A 25,663-nucleotide genomic window follows, 5' to 3' on the forward strand; every position below is an offset into this window, starting at 1 on the left:
ACCAGCAGCGGCAGCGGCTCCGAGGCCGTCACCAACTCCCGCAGCGGATACCGGGACAGCACCGCGTCCACCTGGGGCCGGAAGGCGGCGGCCAGTCGGGACACGACCGGCAGGGAGTCGTCCCTGAGGGTGTCGACCGCACGGAGGAGGACCGGTCGCCGCTCGGCGGGAACCCCGGCCGCCGCACGCTCGAAGAGATCCGCGCCCTCCTCCAGGACCAGCCCGGTGTCGATCCCGGCGGGCACCTTGATGCGGGCGGTGTGGCGCCAGGTGGCGACCGGGTCGCCCCACGCCTCCACGGTGTACGTCCACAGGCCCTCGGCGTCGGGGGTGACCTCGGCGCCCCAGCGGTCGGTGCCCGGCGCCAGTTCACGCATCGGCGTCCACGGGCCCGGCCGGCCCTCGGGATCCCGCAGCACGACATTGGCGGCCACGGCGTCGTGACCCTCGCGGAACACGGTCGCCGAGACCTCGAACGTCTCGCCGGTCACCGCCTTCGCAGGGCGCCTGCCGCACTCCACGGCCGGCTGGACGTTCCGTACCGGGATACGGCCGATGGCCGCGGTTGCCTTCATGGTCTCGCCTCCGCCGTGCTCATGGCCGGGCCCCTGAAGGGCCCGGCCGGGGGATTCAAGCTGCGCCGGAAGGGTCTACCTGCCGGCCCGGGAACGCCGCTTGGCGGTCGGTGGACCCCGTCTCGCGGCGACGCCCGGACGGGGGCGTTCGTTCTGCTCGCGCAGGTAGGTGCCGAGGTTGGTGCGCAGATAGCGCTCGGCCGCGTCCGCGGCCTCGCGCGCGCAGCGCTTGCCCATCAGCACGCACAGCGTGTAGCCCGCGTCCTCGAAAGTGGCCCGCACGGCCTGGTCGTTCGGGGACGCGAGCATGACGCGCTCCCAGGCCCGGTAGCGCCCAAGCTGGCGGGCGACTTCGGCTTTGGCCGGTAGCAACATGACGCCGTTCACCTCTCGGGTTTCATGGCACGTCACCACACGGTGGGGGGTGGTCGTGCGCGCACACACGGATGCCTTACGGGCATGGAGGTCTTCACTCATGGTGCACGTGTGACGACCCAGCGTCTTGTTAGAGCTTCAACCATCCCGGATGATCCCCCGGTTGACTCCTCGTGTTGCACGAATGGCGTAGCACTCCCACCCTTGAGGTGACTCAGAAGCGATCAACGCTCACGCTTCGCGTTCGGGGCCCGTCCCGCGGGGACGGGGAAGTGCCGAGCCTCGCCGGTGAGGAGCCAACGAGATGAAGACCGCAGTGCCCTGCTACTACCACCTCGACGTGGAAGTCAGTCCGGAACGGGTCGGGCAGGTCAGGCGCATCCTGGCCGCACACCTCCGGTTCTGGGACCTGGAGAACCTCGTGGAGCCCGTCTGCGGCGGCGCCGAACTGCTGCTGAACGCCATCGACGAGCACGCCACGGACAAGAACACGTCGATCGAGATGTGGTGGAACGGACAGCACCTCATCACGGCCATCGGGGACAACGACCGTGATCTGCGCCCGGACCAGGATCTGCGCGGCTGCCTTGAGCAGATCGCCGCGATCAGCGACGGCTGGGGCTGCTGCGCCACGGAAACCGGCAGCAAGGTCATCTGGTTCTCGCAGCGGGCCCGCGCCGGCGAGCGCGTCCCGCTGGTCCCGACGGCCCCGGCGCCCAGCCTGCGCGAGGTGCTTCAGGTGCCCCGCGAGGTCCCGGCCGCCGCGCTGGCCGGCCCGGCGAGCACCCCGGACCGGGTGCTGGAGGAGGCGCGGTGACCGCGCGCAAGCACCGTGCAGGGGTGCCCGCCTGGAGCGGGCACCCCTACCCGTTGGGCGCCGCCTACGACGGACAGGGCACCAACTTCGCCCTGTTCAGCGAGGTCGCCGAGCGGGTCGAGCTGGTCCTCGTCGACGACGCGGGCAAGCACCGCAGCGTGGAGCTGACCGAGGTCGACGGATTCGTCTGGCACGGCTACCTGCCCGGCGTCGGCCCCGGCCAGCGGTACGGCTACCGGGTGCACGGCCCCTGGGCCCCGGCCCTCGGCCACCGCTGCAATCCGGCGAAGCTGCTCCTCGACCCGTACACCCAGGCGGTCGACGGGCAGATGGACAGCCACTCCTCCCTCTTCGAACGCTCCCCCGACGGCCCCTCCCCGGCCGACAGCGCCGGGCACACCATGCTCGGCGTGGTGACCGACCCCTACTTCGACTGGGGCGACGACCGTCCGCCCCGGCGGCCGTACGCGGACACCGTCATCTACGAGGCCCACGTCCGCGGCCTGAGCCGCACCCATCCGGGTGTCCCCGCCGAGCTGCGCGGCACCTACGCCGGTCTCGCGCACCCCGCGGTCGTCGAGCATCTGACCTCGCTGGGGGTCACGGCCGTCGAGCTGATGCCCGTGCACCAGTTCGTCCAGGACGGTGTGCTGACCGACCGGGGCCTCGCGAACTACTGGGGCTACAACACGATCGGCTTCTTCGCCCCGCACAACGCCTACGCCGCCCATGGCACCCGTGGCCAGCAGGTCACCGAGTTCAAGGCGATGGTGAAGGCACTGCACGAGGCCGGTCTCGAAGTGATCCTGGACGTCGTCTACAACCACACCGCCGAGGGCAACGAGAAGGGCCCCACCCTGTCCTTCCGCGGCATCGACAACGCCTCCTACTACCGGTTGGTGGACGGCGACTGGACCCACTACTACGACACCACCGGCACCGGGAACAGCCTGCTGATGCGGCACCCCTACGTCCTGCAGCTGATCATGGACTCGCTGCGGTACTGGGTCACCGAGATGCATGTCGACGGCTTCCGCTTCGACCTCGCGGCCACCCTGGCCCGGCAGTTCCACGAGGTGGACCGGCTCTCGGCGTTCTTCGACCTGATCCAGCAGGACCCGGTGATCAGCCGCGTCAAACTGATCGCCGAGCCCTGGGACGTCGGCGAGGGCGGCTACCAGGTCGGCAACTTCCCGCCGCTGTGGTCGGAGTGGAACGGCAAGTACCGCGACACCGTGCGCGACTTCTGGCGCGGCGGCGAACACACCCTGGGCGACTTCGCCTCCCGGCTGACCGGCTCCTCCGACCTGTACCAGCACAGCAGGCGTCGGCCGCGTGCCAGCGTCAACTTCGTCACCGCGCACGACGGTTTCACCCTGCGCGACCTCGTCTCGTACAACGACAAGCACAACGAGGCCAACGGCGAGGGCAACCGGGACGGCGAGAGCGTCAACCGGTCCTGGAACTGCGGCGCGGAGGGCGAGACCCGCGATCCGGCCGTCCTTGAGCTGCGCGCCCGCCAGCAGCGCAACTTCCTCGCCACGCTGCTGCTGTCGCAGGGCATCCCGATGCTCTGCCACGGCGACGAACTCGGCCGTACCCAGCGCGGCAACAACAACGCCTACTGCCAGGACAACGAGGTCTCCTGGATCGACTGGCGGCTGACCGACGAGCAGCGCGCTCTCGCGGACTTCACGCGCTACGTCATCGGCCTGCGCACCGCTCATCCCGTCCTGCGCCGCCGCCGCTTCTTCCGCGGCGAGACCGTGACGCACGCGGGCCAGCCGCTGCCCGACCTGGTCTGGCTGCTGCCGGACGCCGGCGAGATGACGGAGGAGGACTGGCAGCGCTCCGACGCCCACTGCGTGGGTGTGTTCCTCAACGGCGACGCCATCGCCGAGCCCGACCGGTGCGGCCGGCCCGTCGTGGACGACTCCTTCCTGCTGCTGCTCAACAGCTACTGGGAGCCGGTGGACTTCCAGCTCCCGGACGCCACCTACGGCGACCGCTGGACCACCCTGATCGACACCGCCGAGCCGCAGGCCCCCGACGAGACCGAGCACAAGGCGGCCACGACGAGGACGGTCGCCGCCCGCAGCCTCGTCCTGCTGTCCCGCCCGTCCAGGACAGCCGCCGTCTAGGAGACCACTGAGAATCTTGAAAACCCGCCCGACTTGCACCGGATTGCCCCGGTCGACTTTTGCGGGCGAACCTGGGCGATCGGGGCGGCCCAAGCAAGATCTTCAGGACACTTCTAGCGCTCGCGGCGCGAGGTCACGGTGAACTGGGCGCCGTCGGAATCCCGCAGCACGGCCTCGTCCCCGGTCTTCGACAGGACGCTCCCGCCGTGCTGCTCCGCGGTCCGGGCGCAGGCCGCCACGTCCGGGACCGCGAAATGGACCTGCCAGTGCGGGCGGATGGTGGGGTCGGGGGCGGCGCCGAGCGCCCCCGACACGATCCGGGCCACCACGTCACCGCCGCTGCGCAGCACGACCTCGCCGCCCTCGTAGCGCACCTCGCAGCAGCCGGGGCGCTCCGAGGCCCAGTCCAGGACCTCGCCGTAGAAGATCGCGGCGTCGAAGGCGTCGCGGGTGTGCAGGCGGATGAAGGCCGGGGTGGAGCGGCGCCAGGTCTCCCAGTCGCTGACCAGCTCACCCTCCCAGATGCCGAAGGTCGCGCCGTCCCGGTCGGCGAGCAGCGCCGCGCGCCCGGGCGGGAAGGAGATCGGCCCGACCGCGGCCGTACCGCCGCGCTCCTGCACCCTCGACACGGCCTCGTCCGCGCTCGGCACGGCGAAGTACGGCGTCCACGCGACCGCCATCTGCCACATCGTCGCGACGCCGGCGATCCCGGCGACCGGTACGCCGTCGGCCAGGGCGATCCGGAAGCGGTCGCCGAGTTTGCCGGTGCGCCAGCGCCAGCCGAAGACGGCGGTGTAGAAATCCTGGGTGGTCTGCAGGTCGCGGCTGGTCAGGCTCACCCAGCAGGGCGCGCCGAACACGGAGTGCGTGGAGACCACGTTTCTCGTGCCGCTGGGGAGCTTCGTGTCGTGGTTCATGGCTGTCGCGTCCTGGTCTCGCCGGGCCGGCGGCCACCGGCGTCTCTTCCCAGTGTCCGGCCGGTACCTCTGACGGCGCCTGCCGAGTACCCCGGCCGCCGCGCCGAAACAATGATGATTCCACCCCCCACGCAGTGGCATACCGCCGCCCGAGTGACGAGGATGGATGCGTGACCCGCGTACCGCAGGAGCCTGCCGACGAGACCAACCGGATCTCCGAGCTGCAGGAAGAAGTCGAGCAGCTCAAAGAGGCCGTCACCTCCCACGCGGTGGTGGACCAGGCGATCGGGATGATCGTGGCGCTGGGCCGGGTCGGCCCGGACCAGGGCTGGGCGGTGCTGAAGGACGTCTCCCAGCACACCAACATCAAGCTCCGTAATGTCGCGGACCTGATCCTGATCTGGGGCCGCGACGGAGCGATGCCCCCGGAGATCCGCGCCGAGTTGGAGGACGCTCTCGACCGTTACGGTCCGACGCAGATCCCGGGGACGCCGGAAGAGGAGCGCTAACGGGCCTGGGTCATCAGTTCCTCCCGCAGATGCGCGAAGCAGCCGTTGAGCAGTCGGGAGACGTGCATCTGGGAGATCCCCAGTTGCTGGGCGATGCAGCTCTGCGTCATGCCGCGGAAGAACCGCAGATAGAGGATGGTGCGCTCACGCTCGGGCAGCTTCTCCAGACAGGGGCGTACGGCCACTCGGTCGACGACGATGTCGAAGCCCGGATCGGGCCCGCCCAGTGAGTCGCCGAGGGCGTAGCCGTCGGTGCCGGGCATCTCCGCCTCCAGCGACAGTGCGGAGAAGCAGTCCAGGGCCTCCATGCCGGCGCGCACCTCGGACTCGCTCAGCTCGGTCCGGTCGGCGATCTCGGCCACGGTGGGGGCGCGGCCCGGGGTCGTCTGCGACAGCTCCTTGGCCGCCTGCCGCACGCGGTTGCGCAGGTCCTGAACCCGGCGTGGCACATGCAGCGTCCACATGTGGTCGCGGAAGTGCCGCTTGATCTCGCCGGTGACGGTCGGCACCGCGTACGCCTCGAAGGCGCAGCCGCGGGCCGGGTCGTAGTGGTCGACGGCCTTGACCAGGCCGAGCGCGGCCACCTGATAGAGGTCTTCCAGAGCCTCACCGCGTCCCTTGAAGCGGACCGCGATGCGCTCCGCCATGGGCAGCCAGGCCTGAACCAGTGCGTCACGGAGCGCCTTGCGCTCGGGCCCCTGCGGCAACCGCGCGAGCCGTTCGAAATCGGCGGCGGTATCGGGGGCGTCATCGTGCGGGTGCTGCTTCGTTCTGCCGGTGACAGGCATGAAGCGCGCCTCCCTCAGCAGGTGCTGGGTGGGACAGTCACCGTGGAAGCGGCCCCGAAAGCGCGCGGAGGACATCCGGGGCCCGGAGCCGGGCTCCCACGGACGTGCCTCCTGTCCGAAGCACTGCATAGAGGATTCCCGCCCTCACGAACTCAAAACAATTGCCCCGATTTCGGCGAATATGGCGAATATGGCGACATTCTGAAATCGATCGAATTCGGTGCGTGAGGGTGCCCACTGATCAAGACGGCCGACGTGATGTGCGGCACGCTCGCGTGTCCGGCCGGCGCGCCGGGTGACCGATTGTGCCTGGGCAGCGCTTGATCAGCGATCAAAGAGGGTGAATGCGCTGGCCACAGCGCATTCCGCTCATTTGACAGTGCGCTGAGCGCACAGATAGGAAGCAGCTCTCTGAGGTCGAAGAGGTGCAGTGTGTGCGAGCCGAACGTGGTCGGGGACTGGCAGGAGTACGACGAGCATGCCGGTCTGCGCGTCCGAGTCCACCGTCTGGAGCAGGCCGAGCCTCCGCGTGGACGTGACGACGCCGCCGAGGGGCTGACGTACTGCAGCCTGCGCGTGACGGTCGAGAATCGCGGTGAGCGGCACTACGGCATTCACCTGGAGGACGGCCAGATCGATGTGCGGATCGGGTCTGAGGGGGAGAGTGCCTTCATCGACTGGCGCAACTCGCAGTTCATCGAGGGCTTCGACGTCTACCCGCTGCGCCGGGCTACCGCCGTGCTGTACGCGGCCGGGCCGGAGGCGAGCCTGAACCAGGTCGACGTCCAGATCCAGTTGCGGGTCGACGAGGAGTGGACCGAGCGCCGGCTCTGGGCGGGCGGCATCGGCCTGTACGAGGGCTCGGCCCACACCGGCCCGGGGCGGGAGTGCCTCGCCCACCAGGTCAGCAACTTCCTGCGCGACCAGGCCGAAGAGGGCACCGCCTGACGCGGTGCCGCGCCTCAGTGCGGGATGCCGTCGATGATCTCGCGCGCGCCCTGACGCAGCAGCGCCACGGCGACCGAGGTGCCCAGGGTGGCCGGATCCAGCCGGCCGGCCCACTCGTGGGCGTTGAGCCGGGTCTTGCCGTCCGGGGTGAACACGCACGCCCGCAGGGACAGTTCCCCGCCGTGGTCCACACGCGCGTACCCGGCGATCGGGCTGTTGCAGTGCCCCTGGAGCACATGCAGGAACATCCGCTCGGCGGTGGCCTCCCGGTGGGTGTCCGGATCGCCGAGGCCGCTGACGGCGTCGATGAGCTCCTCGTCGTCCTCCCGGCACTGCAGGGCGAGGATGCCCGCGCCGATCGGCGGCATCATCGTCTCGGGGGAGAGGACCTCGCTGATCACGTCACGCCGGTCGATCCGCTCCAGACCGGACACCGCGAGCAGCAGCGCGTCCGCCTCGCCGGCCTGTAGCTTCGAAAGCCGCCGGTTGGCGTTGCCGCGGAAGGGCACGCACTCCAGATGCGGGTGGGTCGCGGCGAGTTGGGCGACCCGGCGCACCGACGAGGTGCCGATCCGGGTGCCGTCCGGCAGCTCGTCCAGGGTCAGGCCGCCCGGGTGCACCAGCGCGTCGCGGATGTCGTCCCGCTTGAGGAAGGCGGCGAAGACAGTCCCCGCGGGAAGCGGCCGGTCGGCGGGAACGTCCTTGACGCAGTGCACCGCCAGATCGGCCTCACCGGCGGGCAGGGCGGCGTCCACCTCCTTGGTGAACGCCCCCTTCCCCTCGACCTTCGACAGGTCTCCCAGCCACTTGTCACCGGTCGTCTTCACCGGCACGACCTCGGTCCGCACGCCTGGATACAGGGCCGTCAACTCGGCGCGGACGCGCTCCACTTGGGCGAGCGCCATGGGCGAGTCGCGGGAGACGATACGGATCAGTTCGGGGACGGACATGCCGACACGATAGACCTTCGGATCACAGGGTCCGTGCGGTACCGCTCGAATTCCCGTCGGTTCAGGACAGCCGCCACTCGAAGGGGAAGTGGTACTCCTGCCGGCGTTCGGCCGTGTCCGCAAGCGCGGCGACGTCGTCGGGCGTGCGCACCAGGCAGCGGTGGCCCAGAAGTTCACGCCGCTCCACGGGGGTGAGCAGCGCGTCCACGCTGTCCTGGCCCCCGGCGTCGATGTCGCCGCGCTCGCACACGTTGACGTGGTCGCCCTCAGGGGTACGGACGTCCACGCGGAAGTCCGTGCGCCACTGCGAGTTGTGCCCCCAGCCCTGGGAGAGATCGACGGTCGGCCGGTGGCGGCGCAGATAGGTCCAGGGCGCGCGGCGCTCGACGACCCCGCCGCCACCGTCCGCCGCCTGGCCGACCTGACCGAGCGGGTCTGGCACGCCCTGCTCGCCCCGGACTGGCCACGCCACCGCGCCGTCCTGGAGGCCGACATCGCCCACCGCTCCCGGCAGGCGGCGGGCGGTGGACTCGACGCGCTGCTCACCGGCCTGCACCCCGGCATCGGCTGGGCAGGACACACTCTCACCCTGCGGATGTACGGCGATCTCGCCGACGCCCAACGCGCCGACGGGCGGGGCGTATTGCTGATGCCGAGCGTGTTCGTGTGGCCGGACGTCGTCAGCGGCTTCGCCCGGCCCTGGCAGACCACCGTCATCTACCCGGCCCGGGGGATGGGCGGTCTCCAGGACGCCGCCGCGCCGAGCCCGTCGCAGGCACTCGCCCAGCTCCTCGGCCACCAACGTGCCGCGGTTCTCACCGGCCTGACCGCTCCCGCCTCGACCACCGAACTCGCCCCCCGGCACGGCCTCGCGCCGTCGACCGTCCCGGCCCATCTGTCGGTGCTGCGGGAGGCCGGACTGCTGACCTCACGGCGCGAGGGGCACTATGTCCTGTACGGGCGGACCGAGTCGGGCGACGCCCTGGTGTTCAGGGCGCCAGAGGCTCGCTGAGCTCGATCGCCCGCTGGGCCGCGGCGAGCGCCGGCTCGTCGCCGACGTCCAGGGCCGTGTCGGTGAGCTTGATGACGTGCTCGTCGCCGTGGGCGAGGGCCCGTTCCATGACCTCCTCGCCGGTGAGCCGGGCGGGCGGCTCGTAGGCGACCGGCTCGTCGGGGGTGTACATGGCGGTGACGGCGGCGGACGCGGTCCAGGCCGCGTGCAGGCTCGGCGCCCACTGGTCGCGCGGCAGTGAATCCAGCGTGCGCAGCACGGCGTTGGGGGCCGTCGCCGCGTGCACGAGCATCGTCGGCTCGCCGTGGGCGTGGGTGGCGTAGCGGTGCGTCGTGGCGCGGACGAGCTCGGTGAGCCGGTCCCGCGCGAGGTCCGGGTCGGTGACGTCCTGCGCCCACACGGGCAGCCGGTGCACGGCGGCCAGACGGTCCCGGAATCCCAAGTGCCCCTTCGCGATGGCGGGTACGGCGTCCAGGGCCTCCCGGGCGGTCGGCGCGCCCGGCAGCACGGCGAAGCCGGTCACGGGCTGGTGCCGGGCCGCCCAGTAGCCCAGGGCGTGGGCGAGTTCGGTGCGCCGGGGCGCGGACTCACCGGCCTCCAGGGCACGTACGGCATGTCCGACCCGGATGATCACGTGCGTCGCGCCGCCGTACATCCCGGGCAGCAGCCGTGGCCACCACTCGGCGAGGACGTCCCGCCAGGGCCGGTCGGCCAGCGTGCGGGAGAAGTGGTCGGTCCAGTCCGTGATCCGGCGCGGATCACCCAGCGCCGAGACCCAGTTGTCGTCCGTGACGGGGGCAAGACGGTCGGGGAAGTCCTCCAGCTTGGGCCGGTACAGGTCCACCCAGCGGTGCACCGCCCCCGCGTGGCCGTGCGCGGCGAGCGCCTCGACGACCATGGGGGCGTGGTTGGACAGCCAGCCGTCGCGTTCCGGACCGGCGGCGTGCAGGCGTTCCAGGGCTTCTTCGAGCTGTCCGCTCGTGTCGGTGGTGTCCATGCCGATCACGCTAGACAGCGGCTCGGGGAATCGGATCGGGCCCGGGGCGGAGGCGGGAAGCGCCGCTGGTCCTACGCCCCGGGCCCGAGGCTCACGCGTACGGGTCGAAGGTGATGCCCGACGGCTTGGCGGACGCGAGGTGGTTGCCGAAACTGGCGTCCTTCAGGCCGAAGTTGGCGCTGCCGAAGTTGTAGGCGACCAGCTTGTCGCGCACGCCCGGCGGGTAGCCGTTCCAGCCGACCAGCGGCGGGTACTGCCAGGTGCCCTTGTGGTTCTCCGGCGGCTCGTCATTGGAGTTTGCCAGCCGGAAGGTGTGCGTGCTGATGCCGTCCTTGTGGTACACGATCTTCGCGTGCGTGCCGTCGAAGCGGACACTGGACGCCGCGCTCACCGTGAACGAGCCGTGATTGGACGTCGAGACGTACTTGACGGCGCCGCTCTGCACCCAGATCACGACGTGCTCCCAGTCGTGCCGGTGCCCGCCGATGCTGCTGCCCGCGACGGCCTGGTCCTTCTCGAAGTACAGGCCGTACATGTAGGCGCACCAGCCGTTGTTGCACTTGTAGCGCGAGTAGCTGTTGGTGTTGTCGAGGTCCGAGGCGTCACGGCAGCTGCCGTTGAGGGCGCCGGTCGGGTTGAGGCCGCCGTTGACGGTTCCGTCCGGGCCGATCGCGGGCGTGGAGTAGCAGCCGTCCGTGTCGTAGTCGAAGGCCGGCTGGTAGGTGAACTCGGCGGACTCGGCGTTGGCGGGCAGCGCCGGCGGCGGGGCCGCGAAGGCGGCGGAGGGGAAGGCGATGACGAGCGCGGCGGCACCGGCGAGACCGGTGAGCCATCTTCTGCGGTGCTTCTTCAACGACAGTGACGACACTGCGTCCTCCTCGTGATGCGGGCGCAGCCCAACGGCTGTGGGGGAAAGGGAAGTTCAGCTTCCCGACTTTTCATGTCCGCGCCAAGAGGGGGTGGGCGTCCCTCCGGTTACGGCCGCCCCAACAGTTGGATCTTGAGGAAGAGTCAGTCGACGTCGTCCGGCAGCTCGGCCGCCGACTCCTCCGGCGTGAGATCGGGCCGCAGTCGCAGCCAGGACGGCTGACGCAACAGCCCGGCCCGGGTACGGGTGCTGAACCGCACCTCTCCGACCAGCCGCGGAACGGCCCAGTGCGCGCCGGGGACCACGGGCACCGGATCGAACGGGCATACGTCCGTCTCGGCGGCCCTGAGCAACGCGCCGAGCTGCTCCCGCTCCTGCCGGCTCCAGCCCGTGCCCACCCCGCCCACGTACCGCAGGCGCCCTTCGGCTCGCTGGCCCACCAGCACCGCACCCGGCAGTCCCGTGATCCGTCCCTTGCCCGGCAGCCAGCCGCCCACCACGACGTCCTCGCTGTGCATGTTGCGGATCTTGATCCAGGCCCGGGAACGCACCCCGGGCTCGTACACCGAGTCCAGCCGCTTGCAGACCAGGCCCTCCAGACCGTGCTCCCGGGTGGCGCTCAGCGCCTGCTCCCCGTGGCCGACGATGGCCGCGGGCGTCGACCAGTGCGGTCCGTCGAGGCCGAGCCTCTCCAACTGCTCGCGGCGCCGCACATAGGAGAGCGGGACCAGCGAGCGGTCGCCCAGGTGCATGACGTCGAACAGCACCAGGTGGACGGGCGTCTGCGCGGCCCTGCGCGCCGCCCGGCCCGGTGCGTGGGCCAGGCCCATCCGGGACTGGAGCAACTGGAAGTCGGCCCGTCCCTGTTCGTCGAGGGCCAGCACCTCCCCGTCCAGTACGGCGGGCGTGGCGCCGAGCGCGCCGCCCAGCGGGAGCAGTTCGGGATAGGCGGCGGTGACCTCCTCGCCGGAACGGGCACGCAGGACCAGGCTGCCGTCCCCCGCGAGGTAGACCACCACCCGCTGGCCGTCCTGCTTGGTCTCGTAGGCCCAGCGCGCGTCCTGTGTCGCGGGCGGGAGGGTGCCGGGCGTGGCGAGCATCGGGGGGATCAGCGGCAGGCTCACGGGTCAGTTGTCGACGGGCGGGCGCCCCGGCACGCCCCCGGGCCTCGGGTTTCGCCTGAACGGCGGGAGCACTGCCCCGTAGGCTTCCGTTCTTGGAGCAGCCGCCGCGCGGCGGATCCGCGGTGGCCGAAGGGACCGGCCGGGCGCGGGCGGATCGAGCAGTCCCGGTGTGGTGATGAGCATGGCAGGCAGGGCGGTCCGGGCGGAGCAGGTCAGCGCGACCCGGGAGCTGATCCTGACCGCGGCCGAGCGGCTGTACGCCGAGCGCGGGGTGTACGCGGTCTCCAACCGCCAGGTCGGTGAGGCCGCCGGGCAGGGCAACAACACCGCCGTCGGCTACCACTTCGGCACCAGGACCGACCTGGTCCGCGCGATCGTCCGCAAGCACGCGGCCCCCGTCGAGGAGATCAGGACCCGTCTGGTCGAGCGGGTCACCGGCTCCACGGAGCTGCGCGACTGGGTGGACTGCCTGGTCCGGCCCGTGTTCGAGCACCTGGCCGCCCTCGGCAGCCCCACCTGGTACGCCCGCTTCTGCGCCCAGGTCATGACCGATCCCGCCCTGCACCGGATCATGGTCGAGGAGGCCCTGGGCTCCCCGGCGCTGCGGGAGATCGTCGACGGACTGCGCCGGTGTCTGCCCGAGCTGCCCGACGACGTCCGGGCGGAGCGCGGTGACATGGCACGCCATCTGATCGTCCACATGGCCTCCGAGCGGGAACGCGCGCTCGCCGAGGGCACCGCCACGCCCCGCACCGACTGGGCGGACGCCGCCACGGGGCTGGTGGACGCGCTCGTCGGCATGTGGCAGGCACCGGTCACCGCGACGTGACCCGAAGGCAAGTTACTTGAGTTAGGCAACGAGCTGGTAAACTGGCGGGTATGTCCACCCCGCCGCTGCCCGGCGTCCCCTCCGCCGAAGTGATCGAGATCGAGCGCGCCCTCACCCGCATCACCTACCTGAGCACCCGCGCCCGCCAGCACGAACGCCTGATGGCCGTGGCCGGGGTGCCGCTGGACCGCGCCGCCGTGGCACTGCTGCGCCAGGTCGCCGACACCGAACCGCTGCGCCCGGGGGAGCTGGCCACCCGTCTCGGAGTGGAGGCCTCGCACGTCACCCGCACCGTGCAGCAGCTGGAGAAGTCCGGCCATGTCTCCCGTGTCCCCGACCCGGCCGACCGCCGCGCCCAGCGCGTCGAGCTCACCGAGGCCGGCCACCGCGCCATCGCCAGTGTCCGCGAGGCCGGCGCCCGCGGGATGCAACTGGCGCTGGCCGACTGGAAGCCGGAGGAACTACGACATCTCGCCACCCTGTTCCACCGCATGGTGGACGACTTCCTCGCGTACTCCGTCGACGAGGAACCGGCACAGCACACGGCCGGTACCTGACCGGAGTCACCGAGGTACCCTCCGGTAACATCGCGCCGCAGACGGCCAGTCGGGCCCGGACCGGAGGGACAGAAGTGAGCGCACGTGTGGAGATCGGGGACACGGTCGAGGACTTCGCCCTCCCCGACGAGACCGGCACCCCCCGCAAACTGTCCGAACTGCTCGCCGAGGGGCCGGTGGTGCTCTTCTTCTACCCCGCCGCCCTGACCCCCGGCTGCACCGCCCAGGCCTGCCACTTCCGCGACCTGGCCGCCGAGTTCGCCGCCGTCGGCGCCCGGCCCGTCGGCGTCAGCGGTGACCCCGTCGAGCGCCAGCAGGAGTTCGCCGGACGGCACACGCTCGGCATGCCGCTGCTCTCCGACGCCGACGGCACGGTCCGCGAGCGGTTCGGCGTCAAGCGCGGCCTGTCGCTGGCCCCGACCAAGCGCACCACCTTCGTCATAGGGCAGGACCGCAAGGTGCTGGAGGTCGTGCGCAGCGAGCTGCGGATGAACACCCACGCCGACCGGGCGCTGGAGGCGCTGCGCGGCCGCAAGGGCTGAGACCGGCCCTTTCCGGGCGCGGGTGATGCGCCGCGCCCGGAGGACCATTCGGAGACCGTCGAGGACGCCGAGCACAGCCGTGTCTTCCACAGCAATCTGCGGTCGTCGCCCTGTACACGGACGGTCTGATCGAGGAACGTGACCTCGACCACGCCGGCGCCGAACTGTGCCGTGCGCCGGCCGCGTCCGCCGACTCGCTCGACGCCCTGTGCGACACCGTACTGAAGGCCGTCATGCCGGAGGAGCCCAGCGACGACGTGGCCCTGCTGCTGGCCCGCCCCCGGACGCTGGGCGCCGACCGCGTCGCCACCTGGGACGTGACCCCGGACCCGGCCGAGCTGTCTCCCGCCCGGCATTCCGCGACCGAACAACTGGCCGCCTGATCCGCGACCACAGCCTCATCTGCGAGGTCTCCGACGGCAGTTGCACCTCACCGCAGCTGCGGTGAGGTGCACGCCTACGACGGGGGCGGCCGCGGACTCCTCCTGGTCGCCCAGCTCACCCAGCGCTGGGGCGCGGACAGACCGGCCGCGGCAAGACGATCTGGGCGCAACAGCCGCTCCCGCCGGGCTGATCACTGGAAGGGGCAGCCCGGGTTCGGCGCGTCCTGCGAGAACGGCGCCCCCTGCGGCAGGACGTACAGCACCTTCAGGACGATGGCCGTGTCACCGAGGTTGCGCCCGATGTGGACGTTGCCCGGCCCGGCCGGCTCCTCGATGAAGCTCCCCTTGCGATAGACGCCGTCGGAGGCGCAGGTCGAGTCGAAGTGGCTCAGCGTGCCCTGCTGCACCCAGGCGTACAAGGGGCCGTCGTGGTAGTGCCACCCGGTGGCCTGACCGGGCGGAATGGTTATCTCCCGCAGGATGTAGTCGGTGCCGCCGACCGTGGTCTGGCTGATGACCCGTCCGGTGACCCCGGGGCCCGGGGGAGTCGCCTGGGCGGTACCGGTTCCGGAGAGGAAGAACGTGGCGGCGGCCACCGCCGCGGTGACGGCGGAGCGCAGGGCGAAGCGCATACGAGGGCCTCCCGGCCGAGAGCGGACAGCGTCGACTTCGCCGTGAACATAGAGGCACCAAGGGCGAGTTGGGGCCGGAATCAGAAGATCCACGTCCCCTCAGACGGCCACCCGGCCCGCGGGCCGCTCCCGCACCACCTCGCCCGGCTCCTTGTCGTCCCGCAGCCCCAGATAGCGGGGATGACGCAGCATGCCGTCCCGCGTCCACTCGGTGAAGGCGATCTGCGCGACCAGCCGCGGCTCCACCCACCGCGCCCCCGCCTCACGCACCGGACCGTCGAACGGCGAGCCGGAGCCGCGCATCCCGTCCAGACGCCCCCTCAGATCCAGCAGCGTGGCCCGGTCGAAACCGGTGCCGACCTTGCCCGCGTACCGCAGCCGCCCGTCCTGGTGATAGCCGAGCAGCAGCGCACCGAGCCCCACCCGGCTGCCCGCCGGTTCGGTGAAGCCGCCCACCACGAACTCCTGCCCCTGGGAGCACTTGAGCTTCAGCCAGTCCGTCGACCGGCGCGGCTGGTACTCGCCGTCGGCCCGCTTGGCGATCAGTCCCTCCCAGCCGCGTCCGCAGGAGTCGGCCAGCAACTCGGCACCGCCCTCGTTGCGATGGGGTGTCAGCCGGAGCGGAGCGCGATAGGCCAGGGCGCGCCGCAGCAGTGACTTGCGGCCGCGCAACGGCAGCCGTGTGGTGTCCTGCCCCTCCAGCCTGAGCAGATCGAACACGTAGTACGTCACGGCGACACCGCTCGCCTCCACGTCCTGCCGCCGGGTCAGCCCCATGCGCTGCTGGAGCCGGGAGAAGTCGGTCCGGCCGCGCGAGAACGCGACGATCTCGCCGTCGACGGTGAAGTCCGTGCACGCCTGCCCGGCCAGGGCGTCGACGATCTCCGGATACGTGGCGTTCAGCCGCCGCCCGGACCGGGACAGCAGCGCCACCTGATCGCCCTCACGGACGGCCAGCACCCGGATGCCGTCCAGCTTCCGCTCGAAGAGCCAGTCCTCGGAGGGATCGGAGAAGTCCCGCCGGTCGCTCAGCGTGGCCAGCATCGGCCGTGCGGCCCGCTCCGCGCCCGGGCGCGCTGTGCGCAGCAGGGAGCGCTGCTCGTCGGGCAGGGAGTCGAGCAGGCCGCTCACCGCTCACTCCTCCCCGCCGTCCGCCGCGGCGACCTGCGCGAGCGTACGCCCGGACGTCACCGACCTGGCGCGGCGCGGGTCAGGGGTGCCGTGGGCCCTGGCCCGGTCGCCCTTCGCCTTGACCAACAGCCAGGCCCCGTCGTCGCGGATGCGGGTCAGCGCGTACTCCCCGTGCAGCTTCGAGCCGCTCAGGCGGAAGGTCGCGTGCCCGTGCTCGATGGACTCCCCGAAGTCGACGGGCCGCCCCTTGCGGTCGTGACTGAGGGGCTCGTACGTCCCGTGATCCCACACGATCACGGTCCCGCCGCCGTACTCGCCCTCCGGAATGACCCCCTCGAACTCCTCGTACTCCAGCGGATGATCCTCGGTCGGCACGGCCAGCCGCTTGTCCTTGGGGTCGTCGGACGGCCCCTTGGGGATCGACCAGGACTTCAGTACGTCGTCCACCTGCAGCCGGAAGTCGAAGTGCAGGGTGCTCGCGTCGTGGATCTGCACGACGAAGCGATGCCCTTCGCCGCCCGGGGTGGCGTCCTGGCCCTGCGGTTCCCTGGTCCGTGTGAAGTCGCGCTTGCCGTGATATGTGCGTAGTCGTTCACTCACGGGCCCCGGGTACCCCGGCAGGCGCGGTACTCAACGCCGGTCGCGGATAGGGTGAGAGTGATCAACCGGTGGGGTGGGACAAGGGCGGCGGACGGCATGGGTGCAGGCGAGGAGAGGCAGCTGACGGGGTCCCCGCGGCCCACGTCGCGGGATGTCGCGCGGCTCGCCGGGGTGTCGCACACCGCCGTGTCCTTCGTCTTCAACGGGCGCGCCAAGGGCAATCTCTCACCCGCCACCCAGGAACGCATCCGGCAGGCCGCCGCCCAGCTCGGCTACCGCCCCGACCCCGTCGCCCGAGGGCTGCGCCGCCGCCGTACGGCCGTGATCGGACTGGTCACCGACGAGATCGCCTCCTCGCCGTTCGCGGGCCGGCTGCTGCGCGGTGCCATGGAGACCGCCTGGGACAGCGACCACCTCGTGCTGACCGTGGATTCCGGGGGCGACCCGGCCAAGGAGGACGCGGCGGTCGCCGAACTCCTCGACCGCCGGGTGGACGGCATCATCTACGCGGCCATGTCCCTGCGCCGGGTCCGCGTCCCCGAGGGCCTGCACCGCACCCACTCCGTCCTCGCCAACTGTCTGCCCGAGGACGACTCCCTGCCCGCCGTCGTCCCGGCCGAGCGAGCCGGAGGACGTACGGCGGCCCGGCTGCTCCTGGAGCAGGGGCACCGCCGGGTCGCGCACATCGGCGGCCTCGACGACATCGCGTCCGTCGAGCGGCTGCGCGGCTTCCGGGACGCCCTGCGGGCGGAGGGGATCACCGTCCCCAAGGAGTGGGTCGTACGGACCGGCGGCGAGATCTCCGGCGGTTACGAGGGCGCGCTGCGCATCCTCGACGATGTCCCCGCCGACCGTCGCCCGACCGGCGTGTTCTGCTACAACGACCGGGTCGCGGCGGGCGTCCTGCACGCCGCGACCCGGCTCGGTATCACCATCCCCGGCGATCTGTCGATCGTCGGCTACGACGACCAGGAGCACATGGCCGCGTTCCTCGCACCGCCCCTGACGACGGTCTCGCTGCCGCACCGGGCGATGGGCGAGGCCGCCGCGCGCCTCCTGCTCGACGCCATCGACACCGGCCGCACCCCGCCGGCCACCACCCGGCGGCTCGCCTGCGAGGTGGTCACCCGTGCGTCGGTGGGACCAGCTCCCAGCCGGTGACGGAGGCCCCGGACACGCGCAGTTCGGGCATGTCGTCCGGGCGCCGGTAGACCCGCTCGGTGACCGTCGCCCGGTCACCGACGAACAGTTCCAGCAGGGAGCCGTCCGCGAGGACCCGCACCTCCAGCCGCGGCCCGCCGGGCACCCGTACCTCGATCGGCGCGGAGCCGTCCTGCCGCGCCCGGGGCCAGCCACTGCGGTCCAGTGTCACCACGCCCTCGGCGGGATCCAGCCGCAGCGTCAGCTCGGCGCCCGCGGCGGACCGCAGCAGAGTCAGCGTCGCCGGGCCGTCCGCTGTGACGGTCAGGTCGTAGGCCTCAGGGAGCGTCGCTGTGCCCTGTGCCGTCACGAACGGCTCGTCCGCACGCAGGAGTTCCAGCTCCGGCGCCGGTACGACACACAGCGCGCCGTCCGCATGGACGTCGACCACCCTCGGCGCGCTGAGCACCCCGGCCCACCCCGCGCGGTCCACCTCGCTCTGCTCGCGCGCCTCCCAGGACCAGCCCCACATCAGGGCCCGGCCGTCCTCCTGGAGCACGGCGGGCGCGTAGAAGTCCCGCCCCTCGTCCAGCCGCCCGCCCGTGTGTGCCGCGAAGCGCAACTCACCGGACGCGTCAGGTATCAGACGGCCCGTCAGATATCCGGTGGCCCACGGGTCGCCGTCCCACAGCGAGACGACCAGGACCCAGTCCCCGCTCGCCGTCGCGTACATCTGCGGGCACTCCCAGCCCACCGCCCTGTCACCGAACGCCTCCGCCGCAACCGGGTCGTTCCCGTCGAGCAGGACGCCCGCGAAGCGCCAGTCGGTCAGGTCGTCGCAGTCGTACAGCAGGACCGACGGCGTCCCGTCGGCGTGACCCGCGCCGAGCAGGGCCCGGCGCCGGCCGCCGCTGTGGAAGACGAACGGGTCGCGGAACATCACCACGTCGAGATCGGCGGGCGGGCCGAGGACCACGGGCGCGGGCAGCGGCTTCCACTCCGTGAGCGCGGGGTCCTCGGGGTCGGCGGTCCGGGCCAGACAGACCGTGCCGAGCCCGACGTGCTGCCGGTCGACCCCCGTGTACACCGCCGTCGGCACTCCACCGTCGTCCACCACGCACCCGGACCAGCACCCCGCCTCGTCCGGCCCGCCCGGAGTCGGGGCGAGCGCGATCGGATGGTGCTCCCAGGTGACCAGGTCGGCGCTGGAGACATGGCCCCAGTGGACGTTCGTGTGCACGGGAGCATCCGGGTTGTGCTGGTAGAAGAGGTGGTGGCGGCCACGCCAACGGAAGGGGCCGTTGGGGTCGTTGACCCAGTTGGCGGGCGGACGGACCCGGAAGCGGGGGGCGTTCGGGTCCAAGGACGCGGGCGCGTGGCTCAACGGTTGACTCCTGCGGACGTGATGCCCTCACGCAGAGGGCGCTGGCCGACGACGAAGACGGCGACGGCGGGGATCATGGACAGGACGACTCCGGCGAGCACGACCGAGATCGAGCCGGTGCCGAGGTTGCCCTGGAGGGAGACCAGGCCGAGGGGGAGGGTGTAGTTCTGGCCGGAGGTCGCCAGGATCAGGGGCCGGAAGAACTCGTTCCAGTGGTAGTTGAAGGCCAGCACACCGACGATCGCGAGCCCGGGCGCGGCCAGCGGGGCGTACACGGACCGGAAGATCCGCCAGGGCCCGCAGCCGTCCAGCATCGCCGCCTCGCCGAGGTCCTTCGGCATACCGAGGAAGTACTGGCGCATCAGGAAGGTGCCGAAGGCGGTCGGGAAGGCCGGGATGACCAGACCGAGCAGGGTGTCGGTCAGGCCCATCGACTTCAGGACGAGGAACACCGGCACGATGGTGACCTGGAGCGGCACCATCATCGTCGCCAGCACCAGCCCGAACAGCGGCTTCTTGAAGCGGAATTCGAGGCGCGCGAAGGCGTACCCGGCCAGGCCCGCCGTGATCATCTGGCCCCCCGCGATCAGCGCGGTCACCAGCGTCGAGTTCAGCGCGAGCAGCCAGACGTCGATCTGCTCGAAGACCCCGCGGTAGGACTCCACCGTCGGACTCGTCGGGATGATCTTCGGGGGCAGGTCGAAGGATTCGGCCGGAGTGCGCAGCGAGGTGGACACGGTCCACACGACCGGGCCCAGGGTCAGCAGCGCGCATAGGGTCAGCCCGGCGATCCGCGCCCAGGGCGCGAGCCTGTGCCGGGTACGGCTGAGGTTCATGGTCGCTTGGCTCATGGGACTCACCGGCTCACTGGTAGTGGACGAAACGCCGGCTGAGCCGGAACTGGAGGGCGGTCACCGCCATGATCAGCACGAACAGCAGCACGCCCACCGCGGACGCCTCGCCGAAGCGCAGCTGCTCGAAGGCGTTCTCGTAGATGACCATCACGACGGTGCGGGTGGAGTCGCCGGGACCGCCGTTGGTGAGGACGTACGGCTGCTCGAAGACCTGGAGGGCGTTGATGATGCCGACCACCGACGCGACCAGCAGCGTGGGCGACAACAGGGGCAGCGTGACCGTGAGGTGCTTGCGCAGGCCCGTCGCGCCGTCCAGGGCGGCCGCCTCGTGGATCTCCTTGGGGATGTTGTTGAGGCCGCCGACGAACAGCAGGAACGAGAAGCCGAACTGCTGCCAGACATAGACCAGCACGACCGCCGTCATCGCGCCGTTCTCCGACGTCAGCCAGGGCACCGGCGCGATCCCGACCAGCGCGAGCAGCCAGTTCACCACCCCGAAGTCCTGGTTGAACAGGTACTTCATCACGACCGAGATCGACGCCGAGGACAGCACCAGCGGGAAGAAGAACGCCGACCGGAAGACCGAGCGCAGCCACACCGGCATCCGCCCGTTCACCGCGAGCGCCAGCACCAGCGCGATCAGCAGTTGCAACGCGACCGCGAACACCATGAACACGAGGGTGTTGCGGAAGGACACCAGATCGGTCGAATCGCTGAACACCTCACGGTAGTTGGCGGCCCCCGCGAAGCTCGGATCGTCGATGACGTTCCAGCGGAACAGGCTCAGGACGATCGATCCGGCGATCGGTACGACGGTGAAGACGACGATGCCGACGATCGTCGGCGCCAGGAACAGCGTGGCCAGCAGCCGGCTGCCCCGGTCGCGGGCGGAGGGCTTCGGGGCGCTTGCGGGGGGCGCGGCCGGTCGCGGCCGTACGGCCTGGATCTGGGTGTTCGTCATACGTCACGCTCCATGGCCTTCTCCAGGTCGCTCTGCATCCGGCGCAGCGCGGGGCCCACCGTGCGCCGGGAGGCCAGGGCCGTGCCGGTGTGCTTGAGGAGGACCTGTTGCACCTCGGCGACCTGCGGCGGCGCGGGGATCGGCCCGGTGTCGGGGAACTTGTCGAGGGTGTCGTAGAAGACCCGCCAGTGGTTCGGGCCGGTCTCCCGGTAGCGGTCGGCGGTGAGCATCGAGCGGCGCGCCGGGGTGGTCTGGTTGGTCACGAAGAGCCGGTCCAGGGTGTCCTTGCGGGCCGCGTACTTGATGAACTCCCAGGCCTCCTCCTGCCGCTTGGAGGTGCGCAGCAGGGCGTAGCCGGCGGCGCCGAACTGCATGCGCTGGGTGCGCCAGCGGGGGAAGTACTGGACGTCGTAGTCCGTGGCCTTCATGCCGGCCAGGTGCAGACCGCCCGCCCAGAAGCCGCCCGCGGGGGTGACGCCGACCCGGCCGGTGGAGAACACGCCGACGAGGTTCTGGCCGTTGCCGCCCTCGGGGCGGGTGCACAGGTCCTCCTGGATGAGGGAGGCGAGATAGTCGTACGCCTCCTCCACGCGCGCCTCGGTAGCCTGCGGGGTCGTCCAGCGGAAGCCGCCCCCGCGGCCCTGCCGTTCGGCGGCGGGGTAGAAGCCCTCCCACAGCCAGGCGCCGCCCGGTGCCTTGGACTCGGCGAGGAGGTTGGTGCCGTTGGCGAACAGCCAGGGGACGACACCGCCCCACAGCCGGTTGGTCCAGAAGTACGGCGTGAACTGGGAGCCGCTGGACTTCTTCATGTCCCGCAGCAGCGCGGTGAAGTCGTCGCGGGTCCAGTCGGGGGCCGGGAAGCCCGCGCCCGCGCGCTGGAGGACCTGGTGGTTGAGGTACATGTCGGCCGCGTTGAACTCGACCGGCAGCTGGTAGAGGCTCCCCTCGTACATCATCGACTCCACCAGCGAGGGGTGGACGTCGGCGAAGTACTCGCGCAGCTCGGCCGCGTCCCGCTTCACCCACTTGTCCAGAGCCACCCCGAGACGCTGGGCGAAGAGCTGGACGCCCTCCGTGGCGACGTAGACGAGGTCCGGGGCCGTGCCCGCGGCGATCTGGGTGAGGATCTTGGCGAAGAAGTCCGACCAGTCGACGGCCTGCACCGCGTTGACCCGCAGTTTGATGTCGGGGTGGAGCTTCTTGAAGCCGTCGGTGAGCGTGCGGATGGCCTCGGGGCCGTAGGCGGGCCCGAGGGTGGCGACGACGAGTGAGTCGTCGTCGCGGCCGGGGATGTCGGCTCCGGTGAGCCGGTCCCAGGAGGCGGCGGTGCCGGCCAGCGCGGCGGCACCGGCGCCATAGGCGCCGTACCGCAACAGGGTGCGGCGGGTGAGGTGCGAGTCGGTCATCGGGCGGGCCTAACTCGTGTTAGTCGAGCAGTGATGCCCCAGATGATGTGGAGCGTGTTTCGTGCCTGTCAAGAGTGGTGAACCACTTGACCTTTAACGAGTTAGGTCCCACAGTCCTGGTTCATCACATGAGCCGCCATCCCGAGGAAAGGGACTGTGTCTGATGCGTGGGATGACCAGAAGAGCGCTGTTCGCCGGCTCGGCCGTGGGGACGGCGGCCGCGCTGCTGCCCGCCGCGCCGGCGGCGGCGAAGCCCAAGTCGGCCGCCGCGTGCGCGAGTTACCGCGCCGAGTACCACTTCACCGTGCCCGACCAGTGGAAGAACGACCCCCAGCGCCCCATCTGGATCGATGGCGAGTACCGGTACTTCTACCTCTACAACCCGGACTACTTCACCGGCGGGACCCAGGCGGGCACGGCCTGGCGACTGGCCACCAGCACCGATCTGGTGGCCTTCCGGGACCAGGGGATCGCGGTGCCGAAGGACACCACGCCGAACGGTGACGTGTGGACCGGATCGGCGGTGGTGGACACCGGGAACACCGCGGGTTACGGGGCGGGCGCGGTGGTCGTGCTCGCCACCATGGAACCGGTCGAGGGCGCCGACTCCCAGGCGCAGTACCTGTATTACTCGACGGACGGCGGCCGTACCTTCACCCATGACGGCGTCGAGCCGGTGCTGCCCAACCCCGGGGTGAAGGACTTCCGCGACCCGAAGGTGATCCGGGACGCGGAGCGCGGGCGGTGGGTGATGGCACTGGCCGAGCACACGAAGGTCGGCTTCTACCACTCCGAGAACCTGCGGGAGTGGACGTACGCCGGGGGCTTCGTCAAGGAGGGGCTCGGCGTGCTGGAGTGCCCCGACCTGTTCCGGATCACGGCCGAGGACGGCACCGTGAAGTGGGTCCTGGGAGTGAGCGCCAACGGCAAGGGCGCGGGGCTGCCGAACACGTACGCGTACTGGACCGGCGCCTTCGACGGAAGCGCCTTCACGCCGGACGCCTCCGAGCCCCAGTGGCTCGATCACGGCTGGGACTGGTACGGCGCCGTCACCTTCGACCGGCACCGCGCCGACGGCTCGGTGGATCCCGGGAAGCGGTACGCGATGGGCTGGCTGAACAACTGGGACTACGCCAACATCACGCCGACCATCGACACCGACGGCTTCAACGGGACCGACTCGATCGTCCGCGAGATCACGATGCGACGGTCCTCCTCCGGCACGTACTACCTGGCCTCACGCCCGGTCGCCGCGCTGGACACGTACGTCTCCCGGACCGTGAGCCTGGGCGACCTTTCCGTCGAAGGCACCCGCGTCCTCGACTACCGCGGCACGGCCTACGAACTGTCCTGCGAGATCACCTGGGACCAACTCACCGGAGCGGGAGTGCAGTTGCGCCGCTCGTCCGACGGCTCGCGGCACATCGCCGCCGGGATCTACGGCGACTACGCCTTCCTGAACCGCCGCCCCACCGTCAACCCGGATGTCTCAGGCCGCTGGCAGGAGAGCAAGAGCCCCTTCGGCCGGGCGGCGGGGACGGTTCGGCTGCGCATCCTGGTGGACCGGACGTCGGTGGAGATGTTCGTCGACGACGGCCGCCATGTGCACTCCTGCGAGGCGTTCCCGTACCTGATCGACACCGGCGTCGCGCTGTTCTCGATCGACGGGAGGGCGGTGTTCCGGAACACGGTGATACGGGAGTTCACGCTGTGAGGCCGAACCAGGCCTAATCGCCGACGACCCGTTCCGGTCGGCCCTCGGCACCCGGTCCCAGCAGCGGGCCAGGTTCCCGCCGCGCAGGCGGGACATCAGGACGTACTGCCGGCCGACGGCGCACACCGGCTGCGATCCGTCCGGGAAAGGGTCAGCGCTGCCCCGCCGAGCCCGAGGCGCGTGCACAGGTCCTCCGCGCCCGGGCGCATCACGCTCTCGTCGGGGACGACCGTGTCCCACTCCTCGTCGGCTTCCACCACAGGCAGCATGATCGGGGTGGGAGCGGCCGGTCGCCGGACGCTCAACGCACTGACGGGGCACCCTCGCCAGGCCCGCCGTTTGCTGTCACGATCTTGAGGGATCCGGCGGGGACGGAGCCGGTGCTGACGACCGACGGAGTGCGCATGACCAGGGACAGGGCCACCGCGGAGGAAACGGAGCCGATCGCGGGCATCGAGGTGAAACCGGCCGCCGGGCACATCGGCGCGGAGATCACGGGCGTGGACCTGGCGGCCGACCTGGACGACGCCGTGGTCGCCGCGATCCGGGCGGCGGTACTGCGCTGGAAGGTGGTCTTCTTCCGGGACCAACGGCTCGACCACGCCGGGCATGTGGCGTTCGCGCGCCGCTTCGGCTCACTGGTGGTGCTCCCGCGCCGCGGCAAGGCGTCACCGCCGGACTTCCCTGAGGTGGAGACGACGGCGGACCGGCTGGAACTGGGCGGCCGTTTCGGCATGGACCACGACGAGTGGCTGCGCCGCCGCCGGCACACCTTGCTGCGCGGCTGGCACTGTGACCACGGCGCCCGCGTCGACCCGCCCGCCGCGACGATCCTGCGCGCGCAGACGGTTCCGCCGTACGGCGGCGACACGACGTGGTCGAACCTGGCGGCCGCCTACGCCGGACTGTCGGCCCCGCTGGGGGAGTTCGTGTCCGGCCTGAGGGCGGAACACCGCCTGGGGGTCGGCTATCAGCCGCGCCCCGGGGAGGACGCGTACGTCCGGCACCTCCTGGACCACCAGGTGGCGACGCTCCACCCGCTGGTACGCGTCCACCCGGAGACAGGCGAGCGCATCCTCTGCATCAACGGCTACTACGTGGAACAGATCGCCGACCTCTCCCGCGCCGAGAGCCAGGCCCTCCTGGACCTCCTCCTGGACCAGGCGGTCCGCCCCGAGTACACGGTCCGCTTCCGCTGGGAACCGGGGAGCGTGGCCTTCTGGGACAACCGTGCGACGATCCATCTGGCCCCGAGCGACAACGCCCACCTTGATCATCCCCGGATCATGCACCGGGTGATGGTGGCCGGCGAGGTGCCGGTCGGCGTGGACGGGAAGGCGTCGGAGGCGATCGTGGGGAGTGCGGCGGGGCGCTGGTGAGGGCCCCTCGCGGTGAACGCAAAAGGCATGTCGCCTTGCCCTAGGACCAACCCCGGGGAAACCCGTATGATGCGGGGGCTTTGACCTGGGGGTCGGGGGTCTTGGGGGTTCACGTTCGTACGCAAACGGG

27 protein-coding genes and 2 pseudogenes are annotated in these 25,663 nt (G+C 71.1%); 12 read left to right on the plus strand and 17 right to left on the minus strand.

Annotated elements, in window-relative coordinates; genetic code table 11:
- On the minus strand, positions 1 to 575 hold a 575-nt coding region (locus tag RMT89_RS04160; protein WP_315882537.1), incomplete at its 3' end, for a maltotransferase domain-containing protein.
- 75 nt (positions 576 to 650) lie between these two features.
- Positions 651 to 950 (minus strand): DUF5133 domain-containing protein, encoded by a 300-nt coding sequence (locus RMT89_RS04165; RefSeq protein WP_315882538.1) that lies wholly within the window; start codon positions 948 to 950, stop codon positions 651 to 653.
- Positions 951 to 1,254: 304 nt separating this feature from the next.
- Between RMT89_RS04165 and RMT89_RS04170 the strand changes: the two genes are divergently transcribed.
- Both RMT89_RS04170 and glgX read left to right on the plus strand, forming a co-directional pair.
- A complete protein-coding gene (locus RMT89_RS04170; RefSeq protein WP_315882539.1) occupies positions 1,255 to 1,767 on the plus strand; it encodes a pep a2 in 513 nt (170 codons plus the stop codon).
- Positions 1,764 to 3,908 (plus strand): glycogen debranching protein GlgX, encoded by a 2,145-nt coding sequence (gene glgX / locus RMT89_RS04175; protein WP_315882540.1) that lies wholly within the window; start codon positions 1,764 to 1,766, stop codon positions 3,906 to 3,908. The genes RMT89_RS04170 and glgX overlap by 4 nt, the downstream gene beginning before the upstream one ends.
- A 113-nt stretch (positions 3,909 to 4,021) precedes the next feature.
- Here the strand turns inward: glgX and RMT89_RS04180 are convergent, their stop codons facing one another.
- Entirely contained in the window at positions 4,022 to 4,825 is an 804-nt protein-coding gene (locus RMT89_RS04180) for a VOC family protein (RefSeq protein ID WP_315882541.1), read from the minus strand.
- A gap of 170 nt (positions 4,826 to 4,995) precedes the next feature.
- Between RMT89_RS04180 and RMT89_RS04185 the strand changes: the two genes are divergently transcribed.
- The gene (locus RMT89_RS04185; protein ID WP_315882542.1) at positions 4,996 to 5,334 is read left to right on the plus strand and encodes an ANTAR domain-containing protein; all 339 of its coding nucleotides are present in this window, start codon (positions 4,996 to 4,998) and stop codon (positions 5,332 to 5,334) included.
- Here RMT89_RS04185 and RMT89_RS04190 read toward each other — a convergent pair.
- Complete coding sequence (locus tag RMT89_RS04190; RefSeq protein WP_315882543.1) at positions 5,331 to 6,122, minus strand: RNA polymerase sigma factor SigF; 792 nt, start codon at positions 6,120 to 6,122, stop codon at positions 5,331 to 5,333. The genes RMT89_RS04185 and RMT89_RS04190 overlap by 4 nt on opposite strands.
- Before the next feature lie 432 nt (positions 6,123 to 6,554).
- Here RMT89_RS04190 and RMT89_RS04195 point away from each other — a divergent pair, with 432 nt between their 5' ends.
- Positions 6,555 to 7,070 (plus strand): hypothetical protein, encoded by a 516-nt coding sequence (locus tag RMT89_RS04195; RefSeq protein ID WP_315882544.1) that lies wholly within the window; start codon positions 6,555 to 6,557, stop codon positions 7,068 to 7,070.
- Between the two features lie 14 nt (positions 7,071 to 7,084).
- Here the strand turns inward: RMT89_RS04195 and hemC are convergent, their stop codons facing one another.
- Together hemC and RMT89_RS04205 are read right to left on the minus strand one after the other, a co-directional pair.
- The gene (gene hemC, locus RMT89_RS04200; RefSeq protein ID WP_315882545.1) at positions 7,085 to 8,020 is read right to left on the minus strand and encodes a hydroxymethylbilane synthase; all 936 of its coding nucleotides are present in this window, start codon (positions 8,018 to 8,020) and stop codon (positions 7,085 to 7,087) included.
- Between the two features lie 61 nt (positions 8,021 to 8,081).
- A complete protein-coding gene (locus RMT89_RS04205; protein WP_315882546.1) occupies positions 8,082 to 8,306 on the minus strand; it encodes a hypothetical protein in 225 nt (74 codons plus the stop codon).
- A 12-nt stretch (positions 8,307 to 8,318) separates the two neighbouring features.
- Here RMT89_RS04205 and RMT89_RS04210 point away from each other — a divergent pair.
- Positions 8,319 to 9,032 (plus strand): annotated as a pseudogene (locus RMT89_RS04210) (DUF5937 family protein); the annotation flags it as partial.
- Here the strand turns inward: RMT89_RS04210 and RMT89_RS04215 are convergent.
- The 3 genes from RMT89_RS04215 to RMT89_RS04225 form a co-directional block, all read right to left on the minus strand.
- Entirely contained in the window at positions 9,010 to 10,029 is a 1,020-nt protein-coding gene (locus tag RMT89_RS04215) for a questin oxidase family protein (protein ID WP_315882547.1), read from the minus strand. The pseudogene RMT89_RS04210 and the gene RMT89_RS04215 sit on opposite strands and share 23 nt — an antisense overlap.
- A 91-nt stretch (positions 10,030 to 10,120) precedes the next feature.
- A complete protein-coding gene (locus RMT89_RS04220) occupies positions 10,121 to 10,897 on the minus strand; it encodes an NPP1 family protein (protein ID WP_315882548.1) in 777 nt (258 codons plus the stop codon).
- A 143-nt stretch (positions 10,898 to 11,040) separates the two neighbouring features.
- Positions 11,041 to 12,021 carry an RNA ligase family protein gene (locus tag RMT89_RS04225; RefSeq protein ID WP_315882549.1) on the minus strand — a complete coding sequence of 327 codons (981 nt, stop codon included), beginning with the start codon at positions 12,019 to 12,021 and terminating at the stop codon, positions 11,041 to 11,043.
- Between the two features lie 181 nt (positions 12,022 to 12,202).
- Here RMT89_RS04225 and RMT89_RS04230 point away from each other — a divergent pair, with 181 nt between their 5' ends.
- The 4 genes and pseudogenes from RMT89_RS04230 to RMT89_RS04245 all read left to right on the plus strand — a co-directional run.
- Complete coding sequence (locus tag RMT89_RS04230) at positions 12,203 to 12,850, plus strand: TetR/AcrR family transcriptional regulator (protein ID WP_315882550.1); 648 nt, start codon at positions 12,203 to 12,205, stop codon at positions 12,848 to 12,850.
- Positions 12,851 to 12,900: 50 nt separating this feature from the next.
- The gene (locus tag RMT89_RS04235) at positions 12,901 to 13,407 is read left to right on the plus strand and encodes a MarR family transcriptional regulator (RefSeq protein WP_315882551.1); all 507 of its coding nucleotides are present in this window, start codon (positions 12,901 to 12,903) and stop codon (positions 13,405 to 13,407) included.
- 74 nt (positions 13,408 to 13,481) lie between these two features.
- Positions 13,482 to 13,949: a peroxiredoxin gene (locus RMT89_RS04240; protein ID WP_315882552.1), complete on the plus strand. Its 468-nt coding sequence runs from the start codon at positions 13,482 to 13,484 to the stop codon at positions 13,947 to 13,949.
- A 92-nt stretch (positions 13,950 to 14,041) separates the two neighbouring features.
- Positions 14,042 to 14,523: pseudogene (locus RMT89_RS04245) on the plus strand (SpoIIE family protein phosphatase); the annotation flags it as partial.
- On the opposite strand, the gene RMT89_RS04250 reads toward RMT89_RS04245, so the two are convergent.
- The 3 genes from RMT89_RS04250 to RMT89_RS04260 form a co-directional block, all read right to left on the minus strand.
- On the minus strand, positions 14,524 to 14,964 hold the full coding sequence (locus tag RMT89_RS04250; RefSeq protein WP_315882553.1) for a cupin domain-containing protein: 441 nt from the start codon (positions 14,962 to 14,964) through the stop codon (positions 14,524 to 14,526).
- Positions 14,965 to 15,063: 99 nt separating this feature from the next.
- Complete coding sequence (gene ligD / locus RMT89_RS04255) at positions 15,064 to 16,095, minus strand: non-homologous end-joining DNA ligase (protein WP_315882554.1); 1,032 nt, start codon at positions 16,093 to 16,095, stop codon at positions 15,064 to 15,066.
- Positions 16,096 to 16,098: 3 nt separating this feature from the next.
- Positions 16,099 to 16,695, minus strand: coding sequence for a DNA polymerase ligase N-terminal domain-containing protein (locus RMT89_RS04260; protein WP_315882555.1), 597 nt, complete (start codon positions 16,693 to 16,695; stop codon positions 16,099 to 16,101).
- Positions 16,696 to 16,791: 96 nt separating this feature from the next.
- Between RMT89_RS04260 and RMT89_RS04265 the strand changes: the two genes are divergently transcribed.
- Entirely contained in the window at positions 16,792 to 17,856 is a 1,065-nt protein-coding gene (locus tag RMT89_RS04265) for a LacI family DNA-binding transcriptional regulator (RefSeq protein WP_315882556.1), read from the plus strand.
- Here RMT89_RS04265 and RMT89_RS04270 read toward each other — a convergent pair.
- From RMT89_RS04270 to RMT89_RS04285, 4 genes are read right to left on the minus strand one after another with little or no spacing between them, the layout of a single operon-like run.
- Positions 17,819 to 19,219 (minus strand): glycoside hydrolase family 32 protein, encoded by a 1,401-nt coding sequence (locus RMT89_RS04270; protein WP_315882557.1) that lies wholly within the window; start codon positions 19,217 to 19,219, stop codon positions 17,819 to 17,821. The genes RMT89_RS04265 and RMT89_RS04270 overlap by 38 nt on opposite strands.
- Positions 19,216 to 20,070, minus strand: a complete 855-nt coding sequence (locus RMT89_RS04275; protein ID WP_315882558.1) for a carbohydrate ABC transporter permease — start codon at positions 20,068 to 20,070, stop codon at positions 19,216 to 19,218. Before RMT89_RS04275 ends, RMT89_RS04270 begins: the two co-directional genes overlap by 4 nt.
- A gap of 13 nt (positions 20,071 to 20,083) precedes the next feature.
- Complete coding sequence (locus tag RMT89_RS04280) at positions 20,084 to 21,034, minus strand: sugar ABC transporter permease (protein ID WP_315882559.1); 951 nt, start codon at positions 21,032 to 21,034, stop codon at positions 20,084 to 20,086.
- Complete coding sequence (locus RMT89_RS04285; RefSeq protein WP_315882560.1) at positions 21,031 to 22,440, minus strand: extracellular solute-binding protein; 1,410 nt, start codon at positions 22,438 to 22,440, stop codon at positions 21,031 to 21,033. Before RMT89_RS04285 ends, RMT89_RS04280 begins: the two co-directional genes overlap by 4 nt.
- A 163-nt stretch (positions 22,441 to 22,603) precedes the next feature.
- Here RMT89_RS04285 and RMT89_RS04290 point away from each other — a divergent pair, with 163 nt between their 5' ends.
- On the plus strand, positions 22,604 to 24,154 hold the full coding sequence (locus RMT89_RS04290) for a GH32 C-terminal domain-containing protein (protein ID WP_315882561.1): 1,551 nt from the start codon (positions 22,604 to 22,606) through the stop codon (positions 24,152 to 24,154).
- Positions 24,155 to 24,249: 95 nt separating this feature from the next.
- Here RMT89_RS04290 and RMT89_RS04295 read toward each other — a convergent pair whose 3' ends face one another.
- Positions 24,250 to 24,414 carry a hypothetical protein gene (locus RMT89_RS04295; RefSeq protein ID WP_315882562.1) on the minus strand — a complete coding sequence of 55 codons (165 nt, stop codon included), beginning with the start codon at positions 24,412 to 24,414 and terminating at the stop codon, positions 24,250 to 24,252.
- Between the two features lie 144 nt (positions 24,415 to 24,558).
- On the opposite strand from RMT89_RS04295, the gene RMT89_RS04300 reads away from it, so the two are divergent.
- Complete coding sequence (locus RMT89_RS04300; protein ID WP_315882563.1) at positions 24,559 to 25,533, plus strand: TauD/TfdA family dioxygenase; 975 nt, start codon at positions 24,559 to 24,561, stop codon at positions 25,531 to 25,533.
- Positions 25,534 to 25,663: the final 130 nt, after the last annotated feature.

Source organism: Streptomyces sp. P17 (assembly GCF_032436805.1).
In the GTDB taxonomy this organism is placed as follows: Bacteria; Actinomycetota; Actinomycetes; order Streptomycetales; family Streptomycetaceae; genus Streptomyces.

What these genes read in the sequence shown, in the direction of transcription:
- RMT89_RS04300 (WP_315882563.1), top strand. Translation starts at nt 24,559, where the DNA reads ATGACCAGGGACAGGGCCACCGCGGAGGAAACGGAGCCGATCGCGGGC.
- RMT89_RS04275 (WP_315882558.1), bottom strand. Translation starts at nt 20,070, where the DNA reads ATGAGCCAAGCGACCATGAACCTCAGCCGTACCCGGCACAGGCTCGCG.
- RMT89_RS04190 (WP_315882543.1), bottom strand. Translation starts at nt 6,122, where the DNA reads ATGCCTGTCACCGGCAGAACGAAGCAGCACCCGCACGATGACGCCCCC.
- RMT89_RS04280 (WP_315882559.1), bottom strand. Translation starts at nt 21,034, where the DNA reads ATGACGAACACCCAGATCCAGGCCGTACGGCCGCGACCGGCCGCGCCC.
- RMT89_RS04170 (WP_315882539.1), top strand. Translation starts at nt 1,255, where the DNA reads ATGAAGACCGCAGTGCCCTGCTACTACCACCTCGACGTGGAAGTCAGT.
- RMT89_RS04165 (WP_315882538.1), bottom strand. Translation starts at nt 950, where the DNA reads ATGTTGCTACCGGCCAAAGCCGAAGTCGCCCGCCAGCTTGGGCGCTAC.
- RMT89_RS04265 (WP_315882556.1), top strand. Translation starts at nt 16,792, where the DNA reads ATGGGTGCAGGCGAGGAGAGGCAGCTGACGGGGTCCCCGCGGCCCACG.
- RMT89_RS04250 (WP_315882553.1), bottom strand. Translation starts at nt 14,964, where the DNA reads ATGCGCTTCGCCCTGCGCTCCGCCGTCACCGCGGCGGTGGCCGCCGCC.
- RMT89_RS04285 (WP_315882560.1), bottom strand. Translation starts at nt 22,440, where the DNA reads ATGACCGACTCGCACCTCACCCGCCGCACCCTGTTGCGGTACGGCGCC.
- RMT89_RS04235 (WP_315882551.1), top strand. Translation starts at nt 12,901, where the DNA reads ATGTCCACCCCGCCGCTGCCCGGCGTCCCCTCCGCCGAAGTGATCGAG.
- hemC (WP_315882545.1), bottom strand. Translation starts at nt 8,020, where the DNA reads ATGTCCGTCCCCGAACTGATCCGTATCGTCTCCCGCGACTCGCCCATG.
- RMT89_RS04230 (WP_315882550.1), top strand. Translation starts at nt 12,203, where the DNA reads ATGGCAGGCAGGGCGGTCCGGGCGGAGCAGGTCAGCGCGACCCGGGAG.
- RMT89_RS04215 (WP_315882547.1), bottom strand. Translation starts at nt 10,029, where the DNA reads ATGGACACCACCGACACGAGCGGACAGCTCGAAGAAGCCCTGGAACGC.
- RMT89_RS04290 (WP_315882561.1), top strand. Translation starts at nt 22,604, where the DNA reads ATGCGTGGGATGACCAGAAGAGCGCTGTTCGCCGGCTCGGCCGTGGGG.
- RMT89_RS04180 (WP_315882541.1), bottom strand. Translation starts at nt 4,825, where the DNA reads ATGAACCACGACACGAAGCTCCCCAGCGGCACGAGAAACGTGGTCTCC.